Source organism: Janthinobacterium sp. MP5059B (assembly GCF_001758645.1).
In the GTDB taxonomy this organism is placed as follows: Bacteria; Pseudomonadota; Gammaproteobacteria; order Burkholderiales; family Burkholderiaceae_D; genus Janthinobacterium; species Janthinobacterium lividum.
On sequence record NZ_LRHX01000016.1, the window covers coordinates 78,559 to 101,629 of the forward strand.

The window sequence follows — 23,071 nt, forward strand, 5'->3', positions numbered from 1 at the left end:
AAAATGGTCTGATGAATTGCAAATTTAAAATACTAAATTTGCAAACATGGTAACTTTGAAAATAATTTCAAATAGCTAAATAAAACCCTAAGGAAACTAAAGTTTCCTAGTTGGAGGACAGACAATGATTGAAAAGAAATTAAGCAAATCCTTGCGCATGATGTTTGCCGGCACTTTGGTCATGAGCGCAGGTTTCATGCACCAGGCCGCCCAAGCGCAGGATGCCAAGGCTGGCGAGGAAAAACTGCAACGCGTAGTCGTCACCGGTTCCGCCATCAAGCGCGTGGACGCGGAAACCGCGGCCCCCGTCGAAATCTACACGAAGAAAGACATTGAACGCACCGGCGCCACCAGCGTTGCCGAGTTGGTCAAGAACCTCGCCTCGATCGACATCAATGACCAAGGTGAACTGAGTGCCAACTCGCCTTCGGGTTCGGGAACGACCAATATCAAGATGCGCGGCTTGAGCGAACGCAACGTGCTGATCCTGCTGAACGGCCGCCGCCTGCCAACCAATGCGCTGGCCGATGGTTCCGGCGCCGGTGCCGCTGTCGACGTCAACGTCATTCCTCTTGGCGCGCTGGAGCGCATTGAAATCCTGAAAGATGGCGGCTCGGCCATCTATGGTGCCGATGCCGTCGCTGGCGTAATGAACTTCATTACTAAGAAAAATTACCAGGGCCTGGAGGCGAAAGCCAGCTACGGCCAAAGCTCGCGTTCCGATGCCAAGGAAAAAACGGCCAGCCTGGTCTACGGCTTCGGCGACTACGATGAACAAGGCTTCAACGTGTTGGCCACGGTTGACGTGCTCAAGCGCGATCCCATCTATCGCAAGGACCGCGACCTGACCAGCTCGGCTGACTTCCGCCGCTTCCCTGGCGGTATCGATGGCCGCAGCGGTTACTCGCCGAACGGCAACATCGTTAGCGGTGGCCAACTGGTGCCATGCGCCCCTGCCGATTTGCAGAATGGCAGCTGCCGCTTCGATTTCAATAAGGCTATTCTGACCTCCATCAATGGTGCCGACCGCGTGAGCGGCATGTTGATCGGCAGCTTCAAGGTCAACAATGACATTCGCGCTTTTGCCGAATTAACCTATTCGGAAAACAAGGATAATTTTGAAGCCCAGCCGGCTCCAGGTGCCTTCGTAGTTGGCGATGACACCGTATTGGGTCGCTTCATGCAAATGGGTCCGCGCACCACGAAACGCAAAGGCACGCTGACCCAGTTCTCGACTGGCCTGGAAGGCACGACCCGCGGCATCGATTGGGATGTGGCCATCGGCAAGGGTATCAGCAAAGCCAGCAATCATGACTCGAACTACGCCCAAAGCGTACTGTTCAACAAGGCGATTGAACAAGGCTTGATCAATCCAGCAAGCAACAACAACCCGCAATCGGAAGTGGACAAAATCCGCATCTCGCCATCGCGCGAAGGCAAGTCGGAAATGACCTTCTTCAACGCCAAGGCATCCGCCCCCATCATGGACCTGGCAGGCGGTGCGATGGCCTACGCTGTTGGCGTTTCCTACAACAAGGAATCGCTGAGCGATCAGCCCGACCAGAACCAGATCGATGGCCTGGTGTTCGGCAGCATCCAGCAAGCTGCCGTCAAGGCGGATCGCAATACGAAGAGCGTTTTTGGCGAACTGTCGATTCCGTTCATCAAAAATGTCGAAGCCCAGCTCGCGCTGCGTTACGACGACATATCCAAGGTCGGCAGCAAGACCAGCCCGAAAGTGGCCTTGCGCTACCAACCACTCGATACGCTGATGTTCCGTGCATCGTACGCGGGCAGTTTCCTTGCGCCTTCGCTGAAACAAATGTTCGGCGGCATCGATGCCGGCGCCAATTCAACGGATGATCAGGAAATTTGCGCAGCATTCCCATCGCTGGCAGGTGCCTGCAGCAACTTCCCTTACTACCAGGTCACCGGTTCCAATCCGAACCTGAAACCTGAGACGGGCAAGACCTACAATCTGGGGATGGTGTTCTCGCCAGTCAATTCGCTGACCGTCAGCGTGGATTACTTCCGTATCGATAAGAAAAATGAAATCAGCACCTTGACGGAACTCAAGGCGATCAAACTGGGCAACTATGAGATCAAGGACGGCGAAGCGCGCATCTTGCTGAACAACCAGAATCTGGCATCCACCAAGATTCAGGGTGTCGATACAGATATCCGCTACACATCGCCACAAACGATGTTCGGTAAATTCACGCTGCGCAATGCCGCAACCGTGTACACCAAACAGGAAACGCAGGATACGGCCAGCGATAAGCTGCAAAGCACGCTCAAGACCTACATGAATCCGAAGTACCGCAATACACTCACGGCCAGCCTGGAAAAGGACAATGTATCGGGTTCCGTAGTCGTGCGCACCACGGGCGACATGATCGACTCGGACCTGCGCCGCGACGAAATCAAACCAGGCACGCGTACGATTCCTTCGCACACCGAAGTGGACTTGACGGGTCAATACGTGATGATGAAAAACCTGACCTTGTCGGCCGGCGTGAAAAACCTGTTCGACCGCATGCCGCCTTATAGCGTCATGGGTTCGAGCAATCAGTACGGCACCTTGGGCTTTGCCCAGTTGTACAATGCCCGTGGCCGCTATTTCTACATCGGCGCAGGCTACAAGTTCATGTAATGCAGCGCAATCCCCCGGTGGCCTGAAATGGCTGCCGATACTCTCCCAAAAGCCGCATATTCATGCGGCTTTTTTCATTCCCTGCAGACGAAAAAAAAACCGCTGCAGGCAGCGGTTTTCAAGACAGGCAATCGCTTACAGGAAGCGGTCGAGTATCTTCCGTGTCGTCTTGTCGATATTAAACATGTCGCGGATCAAAAAGTGGATGCCGTGGTTATCGGCGATCAGCAGCGAAGTGGCGCCGATGCGGCGGATGTCTTCCTCGCCTTTCAGCACGAACTGCGTCTCGCCCCGGTCCGTATCGACATGCCAGGTGCATGGCGTGGCGAAGCTGCTGACGCTTTTCACGCGCGCGATCTCGGGCATGAATTCGCGCCCTTCCAGCTCTTCCTGCAGCAGGCTGCGCGCCGGTTCCGGCAAGGCGTCGATGCGGTCGATCCACGCCACTTCCTTGCCATTGCCCAGCACCAGCGAAATGCCTTCGTCGGGTGACTGGATGGGGAAGGCGCGCACGGGCGCCACGCCCTCAAAGACCTGGCCGTCCGCGTCCGTCATCACCAGCTTGCCGAAGGTGTCGCGGCTTAATGTAAAAGTTGTACTGGCCATGCTTATTCCTTGTCATCCAGGGCGAGTTCGTTGTTGCGCGCCTGTGCTTCGTAGAGGCGGAAATAGGCGCCCTCTTTCGCCATCAGTTCATCGTGGCTGCCCACTTCGACGACCTGGCCGCGGTCCAGCACCACCAGGCGGTCGGCCCGGTGCAGGGTCGACAGCCTGTGAGCGATGGCGATCGTCGTGCGGCCCTGCACCAGGTTGTCCAGCGCCTTCTGGATCTCTTTTTCCGTTTCCGAGTCGACCGACGATGTTGCTTCATCCATGATCAGGATGCGCGGGTCGATCAGCAGGGCGCGGGCAATCGAGATGCGCTGGCGTTCGCCGCCGGACAAGCCCTGGCCACGCTCGCCCACCATCGAATCGTAGCCTTGCGGCAAGCGCAGGATGAATTCGTGCGCATGCGCGGCGCGCGCGGCGGCGATGATCTCCTGGCGCGTCGCGTGCGGCTTGCCATAGGCGATATTTTCCGCGATGGTGCCGAAGAACAGGAACGGCTCCTGCAGCACCAGGCCGATGTTGCGGCGGTAGTCGGACACGGCAAACGAGCGGATGTCGACGCCATCGAGCAAGATCGCGCCTTCCGACACGTCGTAGAAACGGCAAATCAGGTTGACCAGCGTGCTCTTGCCCGAACCGCTGTGGCCCACCAGGCCGATCATCTCGCCCGCCTTGATGTTCAGGGTGATGCCGCGGTTGACGGCCCGGTTGCCATAACGGAAACCGACTTCGCGCAAATCGATGCGTCCTTCGATCTTGTCCAGTTTGACGGGCTGCGCCGGTTCCGGCACGCTCGACACGTGGTCGAGAATGTCGAAGATGCGCTTGGCGGCGGACGCCGATTTCTGCGTCACGGAGACGATGCGGCTCATGGAATCGAGTCGGCCATAGAAACGCGTGCTGTAGGCGATGAAGGCGGTCAGCACGCCGACGGTGATTTCGCCGCGCGACAATTGCCAGATGCCGAAGCACCAGATGACCAGCAAGCCCATCTCCGTCAGGAAGGAAACCGTAGGCGAGAACAGCGACCAAACCTTGTTCAGCTTGTCGTTGACGGCAAGGTTGTGCGCGTTGGCGTCGCGGAAGCGGGCCGCTTCGCGTTTTTCCTGCGCAAACGCCTTCACGACGCGGATGCCGGGGATGGTATCGGCCAGCACGTTGGTCACTTCGCTCCACACGCGGTCGATCTTTTCAAAGCCCGTGCGCAGGCGGTCGCGCACCAGGTGGATCATCCAGGCGATGAACGGCAATGGCGCCAGGGTCATGATGGCCAGCCACGGATTCATCGACCACAGGATCACGCCTGTCATGATGATCATCAGCACGTCGGACGCGAAATCGAGCAAATGCAGCGACAGGAAGACGCAGATGCGGTCGCTGCCGCTGCCGATGCGCGCCATCAGGTCGCCCGTGCGCTTGCCGCCGAAAAATTCCAGCGACAGCTTCATCAGGTGTTCATAGGTGGCCGAGCGCAAGTCGGCGCCCATGCGTTCGGACACCAGGGCCAGCACATAGGTCTTGCCCCAGCCCAGCAGCCAGGCCAGCAGGGCCGAACCGAGCAAGCCGCTCATGTAGTACACCACCAGCCAGGGGTCGATATGCTTGCCGTTCTGATACGGGATCAGCACATTGTCCATCAGCGGCGCCGTCAGGTAGGGCGGAATCATGTGCGCGGCCGTACTCAGCAGCATCAGCATGAAGCCCAGGGCCAGCTGGCCACGGTAGGGGTGGGCGAAGCGCCACAGGCGGAACAGGGTCCAGGTCGATGGCGGCGTGTGCAGTACCTTGGCGCAGATCGGGCATTCTTCCTGCTCCGGTTCCAAGGGCGCCTTGCAGCTGGGGCACACTTCCTGCTCCGCTTCCAGCACGGGCTGGCCCGTCAGGTGGCTGTCGAGGCGCTCGACGAACTGTTCCAGCACGCGGATCGCATGCAGGTTCTGGCCCAAAGTGAAGCGCCACGACGCCAGGCGGCCGTGGTCGTCGAACAGTTCCAGGTGGCCGACACCGGCGTGGTCATGGTGCGTCAGGCGCAGTCCGGGGCGGAAAGACCAGCTTTTCCAGACGGTATCGCCCGGGGAACGGGCCAGTAAACGCTTCTCTGTGACAACAATTATGCCTTTTGTGAAACGTAATCGCGCATCGAGGTCAACCTCAACGCTACTTAAAACGTTCTCCCCTGGAGAAAGGTTGCTTTCCACTTCCGCCAGCCAGTGTTCCGGCAGCGAAGTGAGGGGAATAGTTGTTGCAGGAACACTCAGTTCAGTTGTCATCGTAAAGCATACTCCGGCTCGAGGCCAAGCCCTTCAGGGCGGGATTTGGGGGATGGGGCAGACGCCCGATCAATGTTTGTGTACTGCGCGATGGCGAGGCAGATGCACCAGTGGCAATTTCCTGTATTGTATCGAATGGATGCCTGCCGGTAAGGAATGATGGCAAAACGGAGCAAAAAAATGAGCGGCCATCGACCAGCGGCAAGTATACAACAGCCCGCTGTTGCGCAAATGCTCCAGCTTAGCCCAGAGTCGGTATCTTTATAACAAGTATGGCAACAATTAGTAACAATTAGAATGACAACACCAGCAGAATACGAGAAGCAAACGCGACAAGAGGCCGCTAAAAGTGGCACACTGCGCATACCCGGGATAAAGAACCAAGCACGAGCCTGAAAAGACTCTGTAGAGCCAACATAAAGTATCTGGCGCCCAGACGCCTGGCTTGTTATCAAGAAACCACTTACATGATCAAGAAGAAGAACATCGAATTTGCCCGCGTCACCCACTTGCGCGGCCCCAACATCTGGACTTACCGCCCGGTGATTGAAGCCTGGGTCGACATCGGCGAACTGGAAGACTATCCATCCAATACCTTGCCCGGCCTGTACGAGCGCCTGGTGGCGTGGCTGCCGGGCATGATCGAGCACCGCTGCGGCGTGGGCGAACGGGGCGGCTTTTTCGAGCGCCTGCGCGAAGGCACGTGGTCGGCCCACATCCTCGAACACGTCGTATTGGAACTGCAAAACCTGGCAGGCATGCGCACGGGCTTCGGCCAGACGCGCTCGACCAGCCAGCGCGGCGTCTACAAGATGGCCTTCCGCACGCGCGAAGAGCATGTGGGCCGCGCCGCCCTGGCCGCCGCGCGCGAACTGCTGATGGCCGCCATCAACGATGAAACCTACGACCTGGAAGCGGCCCTGGCGCCCCTGCGCGACATGGTCGACGCGCGCTGCCTGGGCCCGAGCACGGCCAGCATCGTCGATGCGGCCACCGAACGCGGCATCCCTTCGCTGCGCCTGAACGACGGCAACCTCGTGCAACTGGGCCACGGCGCCGCGCAGCGTCGTATCTGGACGGCCGAAACGGACCGCACCAGCGCGATCGCCGAAGGCATCGCCAGCGACAAGGATCTCACCAAGTTCCTGCTCAAATCGTGCGGCGTGCGCGTCCCCGAAGGCAGCCTGGTACGCAGCGCCGAAGCGGCCTGGGAAGAAGCGCAGGACATCGGCGTGCCCGTCGTCGTCAAACCCTATGACGGCAACCATGGCCGCGGCGTGTCCCTGAACCTGATGACGGAAGCGGACGTGAAGGCAGCCTACGACCTGGCCGCGCGCAAGGGCGACAGCTCGGCCGTGCTGGTGGAAAGCTTCATCACGGGCGATGAACACCGTCTGCTCGTGGTCGGCAACAAACTGATCGCGGCCGCCAAGGGCGAATCCCTGTGGGTCGACGGAGACGGCGTCTCCACCGTGCTGGAACTGGTCAACACGCAGATCAATACCGATCCGCGCCGCGGCGAAGGCGAAGATTTCCCGCTGGGTACCGTCAAACCGCATGAATCGGGCGAAATAGTGCTGGAACTGCAGCGCCAGGGCATGACCGCCCTGTCGGTGCCGCAGGCGGGCCAGAAAGTGCTGATCCAGCCGAACGGCAACGTGGCCATCGACGTCACGGACGACGTGCATCCCTCCGTCGTGCATGCGGCCCTGCTGGCCGCGCGCGTGGTTGGCCTGGATATCGCCGGCATCGACCTGGTCACCACCGACATCACGCGTCCGCTGGAAGAGCAGCGCGGCGCCATCATCGAAGTCAATGCCAGCCCTGGCCTGCTGGCGCACATCAAGCCGGGCGTGGGCCAGCCCCGCCCTGTCGGCGCGGCCATCGTCGACCATCTGTTCGCGCCCGAGGAAACGGGCCGCATTCCGCTGATCGGCGTGACGGGCACGCGCGGCGCCAGCCTGATCGTGCGCATGCTGTGCAAGCTTCTCAACCTGTCGGGCCTGCACACGGGCGCCGTCTGCAGCGAAGGCATGTATCTGGACCAGCGCAGAGTCGTCAGCAGCGATTGCGTGAACTGGGACGCAGGCCAGCGCCTGCTGCTCAACCGCACCGTGCAGACGGCCCTGTTCGAGAGCAATCCGCGCATGATCCTGGCCGAAGGCCTGGCTTACGACAAGTGCCAGATCGGCGTCGTCACGGACATGGGCAGCCTCGATAGCGTCAAGGATTTCGACGTGCTGGACGAAGCGGGCCTGTACAAGGCCGTGCGCAGCCAGGTCGACGTGGTGGTGCCGACGGGCGTGGCCGTGCTCAATGCCGCCAACGCGCATGTGCTGGAACTGGCCGAGCTGTGCGACGGCACGGTGACCCTGTATGCGCAGGATGGCAGCCTGGCCGCCATCGCGGCGCAACTTGCCGCCGGCCAGCGCGCCGTGTTCGTGCGCGGCAACCACATCGTGCTGGCCGAAGGCGGCATCGAAACGGTCTTGCTGTGCCTGGACCTGCTGAAACCGGCCACAGCCGGCAATGTCGACAGCGTGCTGGCCGTCGCGGCGGCCGCCTGGGCCCTGAACCTGCCCGTCGATCTGATTTGCGCCGGACTGCGCACCTTCGACGCGGCCCCCGGCTGCATCGGCAACTGACAGCACAGGCAAAGCAGCACTCAAGCCCGGCCATGAAGGCCGGGCCCACAAGAACACAACAGGATTACGGTTTAATTATGGAAGTATCTCGCGTACGGGCCTTGCGGGGCCCTAACCTCTGGAGCCACGACACCGCCGTGGAAGCCATTGTTTCCTGCACCACGCAGGAACTCGACATCGCCCAGCTGCCCGGCTTCGAAGCCCGCCTGCGCGCGCGCTTTCCGCAACTGAGCCCGCTGCAACCGCTGGGCAATTACAACGCCGCGCCGATGGCGCAGGTGCTGGAACTGGCGGCGCTGGGCCTGCAGGCGCAAGCCGGCTGCCCCGTCACCTTCAGCCGCACCACGCCGACCCTGGAAACGGGCATCTTCCAGGTCGTCGTCGAATACTCGGAAGAAGCCGTCGGCCGCCTGGCGCTGGAACTGGCGCAGCAGCTGTGCCAGGCCGCGCTCGACGATGCGCCGTTCGACCTGGCCGGCGCGCTGCACCAGTTGCAGGAACTCGATGAAGACGTGCGCCTGGGCCCATCGACAGGCGCCATCGTCAACGCCGCCGTGGCCCGCAACATCCCGTTCCGCCGCCTGACAGAAGGCAGCCTGGTGACGTTCGGCTGGGGCAGCAAGCAGCGCAAGATCCAGGCCGCCGAAATGGACGGCACCAGCGCGATCGCCGAAGCCATCGCGCAGGACAAGGAACTGACGAAAAAACTGCTGGACTCGGCCGGCGTGCCGGTGCCGCACGGGCGTGTCGCCGTCGACGCGGACGATGCCTGGGCCGCCGCCTGCGAGATCGGCCTGCCTGTCGTCGTCAAGCCGAAGGATGGCAACCAGGGCAAGGGCGTGACCGTCAACGTCACCACGCGCGAACAACTGACGGCCGGCTTCCTCGCGGCGCAGGAATTCCGCGACGATATCCTCGTCGAGCGCTATCTGCCGGGCCATGATTTCCGTTTGCTCGTCATCGGCAACAAGATGGTGGCAGCCGCCCGCCGCGACCCGCCGCAAGTGGTGGGCGATGGCCAGCACACGGTGCGCGAACTGGTCGACCAGGTCAACCTGGATCCGCGCCGCGGCAGCGGCCACGCCACTTCGCTGACGAAAATCCGCTTCGACGACATCGCCCTGGCCAGCCTGGCCAAGCAGGGCTATGTGGCCGAATCCGTGCCGCCCGTGGGCCAGCGCGTGATCCTGCGCAATAACGCCAACCTGTCGACGGGCGGCTCGGCCACCGACGTCACCGTCGACGTGCACCCGGAAGTGGCGGCGCGCGCCGTCGCGGCCGCGCACATGGTGGGCCTGGACATCTGCGGCGTGGACGTCGTCTCCGAAAGCATCTTGAAACCGCTGGAAGAGCAGAACGCCGGCATCGTGGAAGTGAACGCCGCACCGGGCCTGCGCATGCACCTGGCGCCGTCGTTCGGCAAGCCGCGTCCCGTGGGTGAAGCCATCATCGCCGCCATGTTCGCCGAGGGCGACGATGGCCGCATTCCCGTCGTCGCCGTCACGGGCACCAACGGCAAGACCACCACCGTGCGCCTGATCGCCCACCTGCTGACGGCTTCCGGCCTGCGCACGGGCATGACGAATACGGATGGCGTGTATATCGAAGGGCGCCAGATCGACAGCGGCGACTGCAGCGGCCCGCGCAGCGCGCGCAACGTGCTGCTGCATCCGGACGTGGACGCGGCCGTGTTTGAAACGGCTCGCGGCGGCATGCTGCGCGAAGGCCTGGCGTTCGACCGCTGCCAGGTCGCCGTGGTGACCAACATCGGCGCCGGCGACCACCTGGGCCTGAACTACATCACCACCGTGGAAGACCTGGCGGTCCTGAAGCGCGTGATCGTGCAGAACGTGGCCGACAGCGGCGTGGCCGTGCTGAACGCCACCGACCCCGCCGTGGCGCGCATGGCCAAGAATTGCAGCGGCACGGTGACCTTCTTCGCCGCCGACAAGACGCATCCCGTGATGGCCACGCACCGCGCACAGGGCAACCGCGTGGTGTACGTGGAAGACGGCAAGCTGGTCGCGGCGCAGGGCAAGGAACGCCACGAAATCGCCCTGTCGCAGGTGCCGATCACGCGCAACGGCGCCATCGGCTTCCAGGTCGACAACGTCATGGCATCGCTGGCCGCCGCCTGGGCCGTGGGCCTGGACTGGAAAACCATCGCGCTGGGCCTGAAAACCTTTGCCAATGAAGCCGACAATGCGCCGGGCCGCTTCAACGTCTTCGATTATCGTGGAGCCACGCTGATCGCCGACTACGGCCACAATCCGGACGCCATCCTGGCGCTGGTGCAAGCCGTGGAAAGCATGCCGGCCAAGCGCCGCTCGGTGGTCATCAGCGGCGCCGGCGACCGCCGCGACGAAGACATCCGCCAGCAGACGGAAATCCTCGGCGCCGCCTTCGACGATGTACTGCTGTACCAGGATCAATGCCAGCGCGGCCGCGCCGACGGCGAAGTCGTGGCGCTGCTGCGCCAGGGCCTGGACGGCGCCAAGCGCACCAGCCATATCGATGAAATCAACGGCGAATTCGTCGCCATCGACAAGGCCCTGGCGCGCTTGAACGAAGGCGATCTGTGCCTGATCCTGATCGACCAGGTGGAAGAAGCGCTGGCGCACATCGCCAAGCGCGTCGCCGAAGCGTAAGCGCAGCCTGACTGCATACAAGGGCGGCCTGCGGGCCGCCCTTTTTTATGCGCGCGCGCCGCCTCCCTGAGCGCACCCGCATGGTGCAAAAGCCTCCTTGCAAGCTTGTAACTTCAGGCATGGAAATTGCTCATAAGAAAACATAAATGGGCTGACAAGAAGGTGGGGCACGCATGGTGGGCAGAATCTCGCGCATGATCGGGAAATTGACGGTGGGGCGCAAACTGGCGCTAATCTATTTGCTCGACCTGTCCGCCGTCATCTTCATTTCCGGCATCCTCATCAACGAAAAATACATCGCCATCGATTTCTCGCGCAAGGAGATGGCGGGCAACGACTACATCGCCGCGATCCGCGATGCGCTGCTGCCCCTGGCACGCGCGCAAGCCGATGCAGCCGGATCGGCAGCTGCCATCGAACTGGCCGAGCGCCAGTTCGGCAGCGATATGCGCAGCGCGGAATTGAGCAGGGAATTTTCCGCCCTGCTGCGCCAGTCCGGCAGCACGCCCGTTGCGACGGACGACGGCATCGCGCCCTCGCCCGCCTTCGTTGCCGGACGCGCACTGCTCACGCGCGTGGGCAACCAGTCGAACCTGATCCTCGACCCGGACCTGGACAGCTACTACACCATGTCGCTGGTGATCCTGCGCTTTCCGGAACTGCTGGAAGTAATCAACAGCACGCGCGCCTTGGCCCTGCAACTGGCGACGGCCGAAGGCGCGCAGCGCCAGCGCCTGCAGACCCAGTTCCTGATCCTGGAAGGGCGCATGGACGCCACCATGGGCGGCATCGGCAGCGACTACACGGAGGCGTTCGCGGCCAGTACCCCGCTGCTGCGCCAGCACCTGGACGGCTCGCGCGCGGCCCTGCAGCAAGCCGTGGCGCAGTTTCGCGCCAGCACCCAGGCGCTGGCCGGCGCGCCTGTCCGTGCCGCTGGCAGCGCAGCGCTGCTGCGCCACGATGCAGCCGCCTCTGCGGCCCTGCTGCATGCCTGGCGCGAAGCGGAAGGCGAATTGCACCGCCTGATCCAGCTGCGCGTGGACGGCTTCTTTACGCGCATGTGGCTGCACCTGGGCACGGCCGTGCTGCTGCTGGTAATGATATTGGGCCTGGTGTTTTTCGTCGCGCGCCAGATCGCCCTGCCCATCCGCCGCCTGGCGCGCGTGGCGCAGGAAGTGCGCGAAACGGGCGACCATAGCCTGCGCGCCATCTGGGACAGCGAAGACGAAACAGGGCGTCTGGTCAGCGCCTTCAATACCATGCTGCAGCAGCTCGATTTCCAGCGCATGGCGCAGCAGGAACTGGTGGCCAGCGCCAGCGCGGCCGATGCGCAGCGCCAGCTGGTCGACGCCATTCCCATCCCGCTGATGGTCACCTCGATCCCCCATCACCAGGTACTGCACGCGAACCATGCCGCGCACGCGTGGCAGGGCGGCCTGGAACTGGACCCGTGGGTGGGCGGCATGAGTCCGCAAGCCCGTTCGCGCTTCTTCCAGCGCTTGAGCGACCTGGGCGCCGTCGATGAATTCGAAGTGTGCTGGAGCGGCAGCGGCACGCCAACGTGGGCCCTGATTTCCGCGCGCCTGATCGACTACCAGGGCCAGCGCGCCGTGCTGTCGACCTTCACGCCGATCAACAAGATGAAGCTGATGGAGTCGCGCCTGGAACTGTGGGCCAAGGTCTTCGAGGCGTCCGCCGAAAGCCTGATCGTGATGGACGCCGGCATGCGCATCATCACCGTCAACCAGGCCTTCCGCCGCCATTCGCTGTACGACATGGTGGAGCTGATCGGCAAGCGCCCGGCCTTTTTGCTCGCACCCGACAACAGTCCCGAGCAGCTCGACAGCCTGCGCCGGACCCTGGCGCGGCGCGGCTACTGGCAGGGCGAGATCCGGGTGCAGCGCAAGTCGCTGGAAAGCTATCCCGCCTGGCTGGTGATGAACGCCGTGCGCGACCTCGATGGCGTCACCACGCATTTCATCGCCAGTTCGCTCGACATCAGCGAACGCAAGGCCAGCGAGCGGCAGATCGAGCATATGGCCCACCACGACGCGCTGACGGGACTGGCGAACCGCCACGTGTCGAACCTGCGCCTGGCGGCAGCCATCGCGCAGGCGCGCCGCAGCGGCGAAAAGGTGGGCGTGCTGTTCGTCGACCTGGACCGCTTCAAGCACGTCAACGACGCGCTGGGCCACCACGTGGGCGACGCGCTGCTGCAATCGGTGTCGGCGCGCCTGCTGCAGCTGGTGCGCGAAGGCGATACCGTCAGCCGCCTGGGCGGCGATGAATTCGTCGTCATCCTCAATGGCATCGGCGACGCCGCATCCATCGCCGCCCTGCTTGACACGCGGCTGATACCGGCCATGCGCCAGCCGCACCAGGTGGAAGGCAACGAGCTGTATGTCTCGTGCAGCGTGGGCGTGGCCATCTATCCGGACCACGGCGGCGACATGGATACCCTGATGCGCCACGCCGATGCGGCCATGTACCAGGCCAAGAGCGGCGGACGCGATCACGCGCGCATGTTCACGCCGCAGATGCAGGAGCAGCAGTTGCAGCAGTTGCACCTGGAAAGCGATCTGCGTCACGCCATCGAACGACAGGAACTGGTGCTGTACTACCAGCCGCGCATCGATGCGAAAAGCAGCCGCCTGAATGGCGTGGAAAGCCTGATCCGCTGGCAGCATCCGCAGCACGGCCTGATCGCGCCCGACAGCTTCATCCCCGCCGCCGAGGAATCGGGCCTGATCGTCTCCATCGGCGCGTGGGTCATCCGCGAGGCGTGCCGCCAGCAAGTGGCCTGGCGCGAAGCGGGCGCGGGCGACATCGCCGTGTCGATCAACCTGTCGGCCATCCAGCTGAAAAGCGGCGGCCTGGTGGCCACCTTGCGCGAAGTGCTGCGCGAATTTCCCGTCACGCCGGGACAGATAGAATTCGAGCTGACCGAGTCCATCCTGATGGACAACGTGGACGACACCATCGCCACCCTGCACGCCATCAAGGCGCTGGGGTTTGCCCTGTCGATCGACGATTTCGGCACCGGCTATTCGAGCCTGAACTATCTGTGCCGCTTCCCGCTCGACAAGCTGAAAATCGACATGAGCTTCGTGCAGGACATCCACGGTTCGCCGCAGAATCTGGCGGTGACGAAAACCATCATCGGCCTTGGCCATACCCTGGGTCTGACGGTCACCGCCGAAGGCGTGGAAAGCGCGGCCGATGCCGACGTGCTGCGTCATGCCGGCTGCGATGAATTGCAAGGGTATTACTTTGCCCGCCCCATGCCGCAGGCGCACTTCATGGCCTGGCTGGCGCAAACCACCGCGTCCTGCGCCGCCTGACACTTCCTGTGGAGCGCCCGCAACGCGCAGGCGCCAGGTTCGACAACGCGCGGCGGCCGCCAGGGCGCATGAATGCAGCAGGGATACCGGAATTGGTATTGACATCGCAAAAGAAGTCATTTGTGGGGCAAAGTCATTCCCACCTACCATGTTTCTGAGCAAGTTCCAGCTCTGGCGGCGACTGCCGCAGCGTTCTCAACATAACTAAAATACAGGTGGAGACAAGATGAAGCAATTGATGGCAACGGGCACCCGCACGTCGCGACAAAACACACGGTTGACCTTGAAGGCCACGGTGGCCGCCCTGGCCGGCGCCGGCCTGCTGAGCAGCGCTTCCGTCTGGGCGCAACAGGCGCCCGCCGTGGACACGCCAGTGGAAGAAACGGCATCGGCAGCAGCACCGGCGACCGACAATGCCGGCATCGCCGTCGTCGCCGTCACCGGTGTGCGTCGCGCGGCACAAAGCGCACAGACGATCAAGAAAAACAACGACCAGGTGGTCGATTCCATCGTCGCCGATGAAATCGGCAAATTCCCCGACAAGAACGTGGCCGAAATCCTCGGCCGCGTGACGGGCGTGCAGATCCGCCGCGAAGGCGGCGAAGCGGGTACCGTCATCATCCGCGGCTTGCCCGGCGTGGTGACCTTGCTCAACGGCCGCGAAATGTTCACCTCCGTGGGCCGCAGCCTGTACCTGGCCGACATCCCGACGGCCATGCTGCAGCGCGTGGACGTGTACAAATCGCAGGGCGCCGACATGGTCGAAGGCGGCACGGCCGGCGTGATCGACGTGCGCACCAACCGCCCCTTCGACTTCAAGGGCTTTACGGCATCGGGCAACGTGCGCGCCGAGCACCGCGACAAATCCGGCTCGACGGACCCGAACGTCAGCGGCATGGTCTCGAACCGCTGGAAGACCCCGTACGGCGAATTCGGCGCCCTGCTCGGCCTGTCCTACCAGCGCGGCAAATACTATGACGAGACGATCTGGAATGCCGAACCCGTCAAGCGCCCCGACGCGGGCAATATCACGGGTCCCGATTCCGTCGGCATGATCCCGACCGTGGGCGACCGCAAGCGCTATGCGGCGAATGCCGCCTTCCAGTGGCGCCCGAACTCGCAGGTGGAAGTGTATGCGGAAGGCATGTCGACCCTGATCAAGCATGCGTTCGACAGCCAGTTCTTCGTCGGTTCCCTGCCGTGGGGCCAGAACCCGGACATCACCCTGATCCCCGGCACCAATCAGGCGGCCACGGTGGGCAAGATCGACGGCCCATGGTCGCCGTTCACGCTGGGCTCGACCCAGGCGCGGCGCGACCGCTCGATCGGTTCGCAAGGCGCCATCGGCGCGCGCTGGGACATCACACCGCAGCTGCGCGCCACCACGGAACTGGCGCGCACGGTCAGCAACTTCGAGCGCGAATTTCCCATCCTCGACTTCCTCGCCCATCCGACCAGCGTGATCGGCAGCACCAACGTCAACGGCGGCGCGCAGATCAGCTACCCCGGCTACAACATGACGGATCCGAAGAACTACACCCTGCTCGGCTTCTACGACAATCACAGCCAGGATGAAGGCAGCTCGACCGACTGGCGCGGCGACGTTACCTACGACATGGACAGCACGGGCTTCTTCCGCGAATTCTCGGGCGGCGTGCGCCTGGCCAAGCGCAAGGCGGAATCGATACGCGAAAAGAACGTGCAAGGCGGACTGACGTCGATCATGACTGCCGACGCCCTGCCCGGCCTGGCCTGCACTTCGCACAAGAACACGGGCAATTTCGGCCTGCAAAGCTGGCTCACGCCATGCCGCGACTTCATGCTCAACAACACGGACACCCTGCGCCAGCTGTTTACGGGCAGCAGCGAGCGCAGCCCGGACGATCCGATGACCCACTTCAAGGACGTGGAAAAAACCAATGCCGTCTACGGCAAGGCGCGCATCGGCTTTGACCTGGCGCAAGTACCGGTCGATGGCACCCTGGGCGTGCGCGTGGTGCAGACCAAGCAGGACTTGCAAGGCAATTCCTCGCAAAACGGCATCATCACGCCCGTACGCGTGAAGACTTCGGATACGGACGTGCTGCCCAGCATGACCCTGAAAGCCATGCTGCGCCAGGACCTGATCGCCCGCATGACGGCAGGCAAGGCCGTGCAGCGCCCGAACTTCGCCGACTTCAACCCCGGCGTGACCCTGGGCCAGAGCCTGGAAATGGTGCGCCCGACGGGCAACGGCGGCAATCCCGACCTCAAACCCGTGGAAGGCAAGAACCTCGACGTGGCACTGGAATGGTATTTCGCGCAAACGGGTTCCGTCACGGCCACCGTGTTCCGCCACAACTTCAAGAATTACATCCTGTCCGGTTCGGCCAAGGAAACGTATGGCGGCATCGAGTACGACATCACGCGTCCGCGCAACACCTCGAAGGGCCATCTGCAAGGCGTGGAAATGGCTTACCAGCAGTTCTACGACAAACTGCCAGGCTGGATGAGCGGCCTCGGCCTGCAAGCGAACGCCACCTACATGACGGGCGAGCTGGAAGAATTGAATGGCAGCGCGCATCCGTTCACGGGCATGTCGAAATGGTCGGCCAATATCGTCGGCCTGTACGAACAGGGACCGTGGTCGGCGCGCCTGGCCTACAGCTGGCGCGACAAGTACGTCGACGACTACAACTACCGCGGCAAGGGCATCCACCTGACCGTCGCGCCAACCAAGACCCTGGACGCGTCGGTCTCGTACAAGCTCAACCCGAACACCACGGTGACGCTGGACGCGAACAACCTGCTCGACTCGACCTACCGCGACTACCACGACACGCCCGAGTATGTGCGCGATGTGCGGCGCTATGACAAGGTTGTCGGTCTATCCGTCCGCTGGAGCTACTAGCCCGTCCCCCACCCTTTCTTCCTTCGAGGGTTTTCAGCGCCAGCCGGCAACGGTTGGCGTTTTTTTCTTTGCGGAATCTATCCGATAGTGGAATTGATTTAACGCAAAATGGCGCCGCCGGGGGCTTTTATGCTGGCAGCTTGACTAGCGAACCCGGCGGGGACAGCATGCGCAATGCACGGCACGTCGACACACAATTATTTCAACCCGACATCCCGGTGCGGCTCGACATGCGCACGGCGGCGCTGGTCGAGCATGCGCTGGCCTTGCAAGAAATGGCCGGCACGGGCGCCGCCGCCCTGTTTTTGCACTGCCACGACGTGCCGCTGCCCACCGCCCTGCGCGTGCTGACGACGGGACCGCGCCGCAAACCGGCCGGGCCGCACCTGTTTGCCCGCCTGCGCCCGCGCACGGCCGCACTGGCGCAAGGCTTGCCGCTACCGGCGCGCTGACGAATCCTGTACCATCGCCGCAACCGATCACATGAGGCACGGCGATGCAGGCAGCGACACCCCACGACTCCTATGCGGCACTGATGGACCTGATCAAGGCACGCCATGCGGAACTGAGCCCGCAATTCCAGGCCGGCGCCCGCTACCTGGCGGACCATCCGGACGAAGTGGCCGTCTCATCGATGCGCAGCATCGCCGCGCGCGCGCAGGTGCAGTCGGCCGCCCTCGTGCGCCTGGCGCAACAGCTGGGCTTTGCCGGCTGGCCGGAACTGAAAGCCATCTTCGTCGAGCGCCTGCGCACCGCACCGGCCGGCTATGCGGCAAAGGCGGACGCGCTGGCCGGCAAGGTCGGGAACCTGGTCACCGAAGTGTTCACGGTGCAGCAGCGCAACCTGGCCGCCACGGAAAGTGCCAACCACGCCGCCCTGGATGCCGCCGCCAACCTGCTGCAGGCGGCGCCCCGCGTGCATGTGGCCGGCTTTCGCGCCGCCCACCCCATCGCCTACACCCTGCACTACCTGTACCGCTTGCTGCGCCCCAGCGTGCAGCTGCTGAGCGGCCAGGGCGGCACCCTGGAAATGGACTTGCGCGCCCTGCAGGCAGACGAAGCCGTCGTCGTCGTCAGCTTCGCGCCCTATTCCAGCGAAGCGCTGCTGGTGGCGCAGACGGCGCGCCGGGCTGGTTGCCAGCTGGTCGCCATCAGCGACAGCCCCCTGTCGCCGCTGGCCCTGCAAGCCGATGCCAGCATCGTCATCGCCGTCGACAGCCCCTCGTTCTTCCCCTCCATCGTGGCCGGCGTCGCCGCCGTCGAAAGCCTGGTGGAACTGCTGGTGGCGCGCGCGGGGCCCGACGCCGTCACCGCCATCGGTGCGGCGGAAAGCCAGCTGCGGGCGCTGGGCGCCTACGCAAAAACATCAAATGATGCAAATTAAAAACAAATACATCAAACGTTGTCAAGCGGCGCAACGCCTTCTATAATCGGTCTTCCCCTTGCCGATAAGAAAGCGATGCCATGAGCCATGTCTTCCACCGCAGCTTGACCGCCAGCTATCCCATCGCCACGGGCGGCGATGGCCCCTACCTGATCGACGCCGACGGCAAGCGCTACCTGGACGCCTGCGGCGGCGCGGCCGTCTCCTGCCTCGGCCATGCGGATGCGGCCGTGATCGCCGCAGTGCAGCAGCAGGTTGCCAGCATGGCGTACGCGCACAGCTCGTTTTTCACCAGCGCGCCGATGGAGCAGCTGGCCGATTTCCTCGTCGCCCGTGCGCCTGCCGGCATCGACAGCGTGTATTTCGTCTCGGGCGGTTCGGAAGCGGTGGAAAGCGCGCTCAAGATGGCGCGCCAGTATTTCGTCGAACGGGGCCAGCCGCAGCGCCGCCACGTGATTGCGCGCCGCCAGAGTTACCACGGCAACACACTGGGCGCACTGGCCACGGGCGGCAACGCCTGGCGCCGCCAGCAGTTCGAACCGCTGCTGATCGACGTGACGCACGTGTCGCCCTGCTACGCCTGGCGCGACCAGCCAGCCGATGAAACGGACGGCGACTACGTGGCGCGCCTGGGCCAGGAACTGGAAGACACTATCGCCGAGCTGGGCGCGGACAAGGTCATGGCCTTCATCGCCGAACCCGTCGTCGGCGCCACGGCCGGCGCCCTGCCCGCCGTCGCCGGCTACTTCCAGCGCATGCGCGACATTTGCCAGCGCCATGGCATCCTGCTGATCCTCGACGAAGTCATGTGCGGCATGGGACGCACGGGCAGCCTGTTCGCCTGCGAGCAGGAAGGCATCACGGCAGACCTGATCTGCATCGCCAAGGGCCTGGGCGCCGGCTACCAGCCCATCGGCGCCGTGATGGTCTCCAAGGACATCCGCGACACCATCCGCGCCGGCACGGGATTCTTCCAGCACGGCCACACGTATATCGGCCACGCCACGGCCTGCGCCGCCGCCCTGGCCGTGCAGCGGCAGATCGAGGAACGCGGTCTGCTGCTCAACGTGCGCGCCATGGGCAGCTTGCTGCAAGAGCGGCTGCTTGCGCGTTTCGATGGCCATGCGCACGTGGGCGACATCCGCGGCCGCGGCCTGTTCCTGGGCCTGGAACTGGTGCAGGACCGTGCCAGCAAACAGCCTTTCGACCCTGCCCGCCGCCTGCATGCGCGCATCAAGGCGCAAGCCATGCACAACGGCCTGATGTGCTACCCCATGGGCGGCACCATCGATGGCCTGCATGGCGACCACATCCTGCTGGCGCCGCCCTATATCATCGACGCCAGCCACGTCGATGAAATCGTCGACAAGCTGGGCACGGCCATCGATGCTTGCGTGGGGTAGCCGCGCAAGCATCGATGGCAGAAATGCGCCAAGGCCTCGACCAGCAACTTTTGTTCACTCCTTGCCAATATTAATTGACTTATTTTAAACAATCGTTTTAAATCAGGAAGTTACTCAAAATCAATCATCTTGAGCATTCAAACATCGCATTGCCCTTTTCGATGCTGGAAGCCCACGTTGATGCACTCTGAAGCCAAGGTATATGGAACTGCTTGACTCCCTGCGTCAGCCCCCACTGCAAGACGACACGATCAGCGGGCACTATGAAGTGCGCCGCTTGCTGGGCGAAGGCGGTTTCGGCCATGTATTCGAAGCCTGGGATGCCAAGCTGTGCCGCAGCGTGGCGCTGAAACGTCTGAAACCGCAAGCCGACGTGCTGCATCCGGAAAAACTCATCAATGAAGCGCGCCTGGCCGCCTCGCTCAAGCATGCCGCCTTCGTGCGCATTTTCGCCATCGAAGGCCAGGGTACGAGCCAGTCCATCGTCATGGAACTGGTCGAAGGCCAGACCTTGGGCCAGTTCATGCACAGCGGCAAGGCTGGCCTGCAAGCCGCGCTCGACATCGCCTACCAGATTGCCGACGCCATGGACGAGGCGCACGCCATGGACCTCGTACACGGCGATCTGAAACCGTCGAACCTGATGCTGGAGGCAAACGGCAAGGTGCGCATCCTCGACTTCGGCCTGGCCCGGCACATCGACCCGCAAGCAACGCAAACGACCACCCTGTGCGACTTGCAGGGCACGATTGCCTACATGGCGCCCGAGCGCCTGATGGGCCGCCTGCCCGACACGCGCGGCGACGTGTATGCCTTGGGCGCCATGCTGTACGAAATGCTGGCCGGCCAGCGCCACTTCGCCCACCTGAACGGCCTGGCCCTGGCCGCCGCCCACATGCAGGCAACGGAAGCCTGGCCCGACCTGCCCGACTCCGTCCCACCCGCCATCAACGCCCTCGTGCGCGCGATGACGGCGCACGACCCGGCGGAACGGCCACGCACCATGCGCGCCGTGCGCGAGGCGCTAGGCGCGCAGCGCGGCGAACCGCTCACCTTGGCTGCGCCCCTGGCCGACGAGCCGCCTGCGAAGGAAGAGCCGCCCGCCAGCGTCTCCATCCGCCTGCCCCTGCCCCGCAAGCGCACCCTAAAATGGGGCGCGGGCGTGGCACTGCTGGCCGTGCTGGCAGGATGGCAGTTGCCCAATATCCTTCCTGGCGTCAAATCGTTGGTCACAGGCGAAAAGGCGCCCGCGCCATATTCGGAAATGGCCAGCATGGCGGCGGGGATGGAGGCGTTGCGGGTGTTTGATCGCGATACCAGCCAGAAACAGGCCTTCGAACATTTCAGTCGCATCCTGAAACACAATCCAGAGCATGCCGCAGCGAATGCCGGCCTGTCGCTGGCTTTCACTTTGCGCTATTTCGGCAGTGGACGGGATGAAACCTGGTTGCAACGCGCGGATATCGCAGCGAAGCAAGCCTTGGCAGCCGACGATCAGCTGGCTCTCGCCCATGTGGCGCAGGCCTGGGTTTTTGAATACCATGGCAAACGTCAGCAAGCAATGCAGGAAATTACCACCGCGCTCAACCTGGATCCAAACAATCCGCTGGGCCTGTACGGCAAGGCGCGCCTGCTCATCCATGCACAAAAATTTGAGCTGGCTCGCGAGATCCTTGACAAGGCCATTGCCATTTATCCTCGCGATCGTATTTTCATTTCGCTGCTGGGCACGATGAACTACAAGCAGGGCAATTACAAGGAAGCCGAGCATTTCTTCAGGAGAAGCATACAGATTGACCCGCAAGTAGCCAACGCCTATGCCCAACTCAGTGCGACGCTGGAACGCCTGAATCGCAGCGATGAAGCTCTGCAAGTCCTGCAACAAGGGTTGCAGGTACATCCCGAATGGGAACTGTATACCAACCTGGGCAATGCCCTGTTCAACAGGGGGGACTATCTGGGTGCAGTGCAAGCATTTAAAAATGCTGTCTCGGAAGACAAAGGCAGTCCAGGTAACTACCTGCTATGGGCGAACCTGGCGGATGCCCAACGGTGGGTACCCGGACAGATTGAGTTGTCACGCGACTCTTACCGGCGTGCAATTACGCTGATTCAAGTGATGCTACGCCATTCGCCAGACGACCCAAAAATCAATTCGCGGCTGGCACTATATTCAGCCTATGCGGGTGCGCAAGATGATGCGCTCAAGCACGTAGTACAAGCTGTCCGGCTAGCGCCCACATTGCCAGACACCCATTTCAGGGCGGCACTGACCTATGAGTTGATAGGCAAGCGCAACGAAGCGATAGCGGCGTTGACGCAGGCCATAGAACGCGGCTACCCCCTCAACCTGATCGAATCTGCCCCCGATCTGTTGACACTACGGCGAGATGCTCGCTACCAACAATTTCTCATCAACCTGGAAAGAGACAATAAAAAATGACGCCTGTAAGCCCCTGGATGAAGTTATCCGTGCATTTTGATGCAGACCAAATCACCAACCAGCTCGACTATGCATTTACTTCTTGCGACGGCAGCGCCGACCCACGCCATGGCCCCTACATGGGTGGCGTGCACTTCCAGCAAGGTCAGCACGTCTACCTGGAAGTCAATTGCTGTGGCACAAAGGCGAGTGGTTTCACCTCCTTCCAAATCGTCGATTGCTGCCTCATCAGCGTACCCCAGCTGACCCAAATCGGCCCCGATGTACCCACCCGCTATTCGCTGCCGTCGCCCTTCCTGCAAGCCGCTGGCGCCACCTATCCGGTGCCCCTCGATTTCGAGTCCCATGTCCTGCCACCAGACCCTGCCTTGCCGGATTTGCGTCGCATCCGCCAGGAATGGAAACACAATCTTGATGTCGGCCAGAGCAAGGGCCGCTGGGAACTCTCTTTCGTACTGACCGTGCGCATTATTCGAGGCGAGCAAGACTTGCCAGAACTGCGTGTCTTCAGTTTTGATCCGGAAGCGTCGGTGGGCGGCAACGCCGATACGTAATCCATACACTCACTGACAGGCACCTGCTTGCAGTCGCATAAGATTCCAGGCCGCACCGACCTCTGTCGGCGCGGCTTTTTCACATCCGCACGCAATACGCCGCCCCGCCCGCCGAAAGCGGTAAAATGACGGCCTTGAAGCCAAGCTCCGCCCCCTGGCGCGGCCTTGAATGCACACAGCACCACACACAGCCCGGCAGGCACGCATTTTCCGGCCGCCGGACCAACGACA

Annotated in this window: 12 protein-coding genes; 10 read left to right on the plus strand and 2 right to left on the minus strand. The window is 62.7% G+C overall.

The genetic code is table 11. The annotated features are described in order from the left end of the window. The first annotated feature begins 124 nt into the window (after nucleotides 1-124). On the plus strand, nucleotides 125-2,653 hold the full coding sequence (locus JAB1_RS17475; RefSeq protein WP_070281174.1) for a TonB-dependent receptor: 2,529 nt from the start codon (nucleotides 125-127) through the stop codon (nucleotides 2,651-2,653). Nucleotides 2,654-2,788: 135 nt separating this feature from the next. Here JAB1_RS17475 and JAB1_RS17480 read toward each other — a convergent pair whose 3' ends face one another. After that, nucleotides 2,789-3,259 carry a DUF1854 domain-containing protein gene (locus tag JAB1_RS17480; RefSeq protein ID WP_070260331.1) on the minus strand — a complete coding sequence of 157 codons (471 nt, stop codon included), beginning with the start codon at nucleotides 3,257-3,259 and terminating at the stop codon, nucleotides 2,789-2,791. Nucleotides 3,260-3,261: 2 nt separating this feature from the next. Next, nucleotides 3,262-5,532 carry an ABC transporter ATP-binding protein gene (locus tag JAB1_RS17485; protein WP_081345909.1) on the minus strand — a complete coding sequence of 757 codons (2,271 nt, stop codon included), beginning with the start codon at nucleotides 5,530-5,532 and terminating at the stop codon, nucleotides 3,262-3,264. A gap of 467 nt (nucleotides 5,533-5,999) precedes the next feature. On the opposite strand from JAB1_RS17485, the gene cphA (JAB1_RS17490) reads away from it, so the two are divergent. From cphA (JAB1_RS17490) to JAB1_RS17530, 9 genes are all read left to right on the plus strand, one after another. Next, entirely contained in the window at nucleotides 6,000-8,177 is a 2,178-nt protein-coding gene (cphA, locus tag JAB1_RS17490; protein WP_070281176.1) for a cyanophycin synthetase, read from the plus strand. Between the two features lie 77 nt (nucleotides 8,178-8,254). Next, nucleotides 8,255-10,825, plus strand: coding sequence for a cyanophycin synthetase (gene cphA, locus JAB1_RS17495; protein WP_070281178.1), 2,571 nt, complete (start codon nucleotides 8,255-8,257; stop codon nucleotides 10,823-10,825). 173 nt (nucleotides 10,826-10,998) lie between these two features. Further along, nucleotides 10,999-14,166, plus strand: a complete 3,168-nt coding sequence (locus tag JAB1_RS17500; RefSeq protein WP_070281181.1) for an EAL domain-containing protein — start codon at nucleotides 10,999-11,001, stop codon at nucleotides 14,164-14,166. A 226-nt stretch (nucleotides 14,167-14,392) separates the two neighbouring features. Further along, nucleotides 14,393-17,056: a TonB-dependent receptor gene (locus JAB1_RS17505; RefSeq protein ID WP_070281183.1), complete on the plus strand. Its 2,664-nt coding sequence runs from the start codon at nucleotides 14,393-14,395 to the stop codon at nucleotides 17,054-17,056. Nucleotides 17,057-17,223: 167 nt separating this feature from the next. Next, nucleotides 17,224-17,508, plus strand: coding sequence for a hypothetical protein (locus JAB1_RS17510; protein WP_070281185.1), 285 nt, complete (start codon nucleotides 17,224-17,226; stop codon nucleotides 17,506-17,508). Nucleotides 17,509-17,552: 44 nt separating this feature from the next. Beyond that, nucleotides 17,553-18,440: a MurR/RpiR family transcriptional regulator gene (locus JAB1_RS17515; RefSeq protein WP_070281187.1), complete on the plus strand. Its 888-nt coding sequence runs from the start codon at nucleotides 17,553-17,555 to the stop codon at nucleotides 18,438-18,440. Nucleotides 18,441-18,520: 80 nt separating this feature from the next. Next, nucleotides 18,521-19,843, plus strand: a complete 1,323-nt coding sequence (locus JAB1_RS17520; protein WP_070281189.1) for an aspartate aminotransferase family protein — start codon at nucleotides 18,521-18,523, stop codon at nucleotides 19,841-19,843. A 202-nt stretch (nucleotides 19,844-20,045) separates the two neighbouring features. Beyond that, nucleotides 20,046-22,286 (plus strand): serine/threonine-protein kinase, encoded by a 2,241-nt coding sequence (locus JAB1_RS17525; protein WP_070281190.1) that lies wholly within the window; start codon nucleotides 20,046-20,048, stop codon nucleotides 22,284-22,286. Then, nucleotides 22,283-22,840, plus strand: coding sequence for a hypothetical protein (locus JAB1_RS17530; RefSeq protein ID WP_139144596.1), 558 nt, complete (start codon nucleotides 22,283-22,285; stop codon nucleotides 22,838-22,840). The genes JAB1_RS17525 and JAB1_RS17530 overlap by 4 nt, the downstream gene beginning before the upstream one ends. The last annotated feature ends 231 nt before the right edge of the window (nucleotides 22,841-23,071 follow it).

Excerpts from the sequence above, each read along its gene's own strand:
- JAB1_RS17475 (WP_070281174.1), top strand. The coding sequence starts at position 125 with ATGATTGAAAAGAAATTAAGCAAATCCTTGCGCATGATGTTTGCCGGC.
- JAB1_RS17480 (WP_070260331.1), bottom strand. The coding sequence starts at position 3,259 with ATGGCCAGTACAACTTTTACATTAAGCCGCGACACCTTCGGCAAGCTG.
- JAB1_RS17485 (WP_081345909.1), bottom strand. The coding sequence starts at position 5,532 with ATGACAACTGAACTGAGTGTTCCTGCAACAACTATTCCCCTCACTTCG.
- cphA (WP_070281176.1), top strand. The coding sequence starts at position 6,000 with ATGATCAAGAAGAAGAACATCGAATTTGCCCGCGTCACCCACTTGCGC.
- cphA (WP_070281178.1), top strand. The coding sequence starts at position 8,255 with ATGGAAGTATCTCGCGTACGGGCCTTGCGGGGCCCTAACCTCTGGAGC.
- JAB1_RS17500 (WP_070281181.1), top strand. The coding sequence starts at position 10,999 with ATGGTGGGCAGAATCTCGCGCATGATCGGGAAATTGACGGTGGGGCGC.
- JAB1_RS17505 (WP_070281183.1), top strand. The coding sequence starts at position 14,393 with ATGAAGCAATTGATGGCAACGGGCACCCGCACGTCGCGACAAAACACA.
- JAB1_RS17510 (WP_070281185.1), top strand. The coding sequence starts at position 17,224 with ATGCGCAATGCACGGCACGTCGACACACAATTATTTCAACCCGACATC.
- JAB1_RS17515 (WP_070281187.1), top strand. The coding sequence starts at position 17,553 with ATGCAGGCAGCGACACCCCACGACTCCTATGCGGCACTGATGGACCTG.
- JAB1_RS17520 (WP_070281189.1), top strand. The coding sequence starts at position 18,521 with ATGAGCCATGTCTTCCACCGCAGCTTGACCGCCAGCTATCCCATCGCC.
- JAB1_RS17525 (WP_070281190.1), top strand. The coding sequence starts at position 20,046 with ATGGAACTGCTTGACTCCCTGCGTCAGCCCCCACTGCAAGACGACACG.
- JAB1_RS17530 (WP_139144596.1), top strand. The coding sequence starts at position 22,283 with ATGACGCCTGTAAGCCCCTGGATGAAGTTATCCGTGCATTTTGATGCA.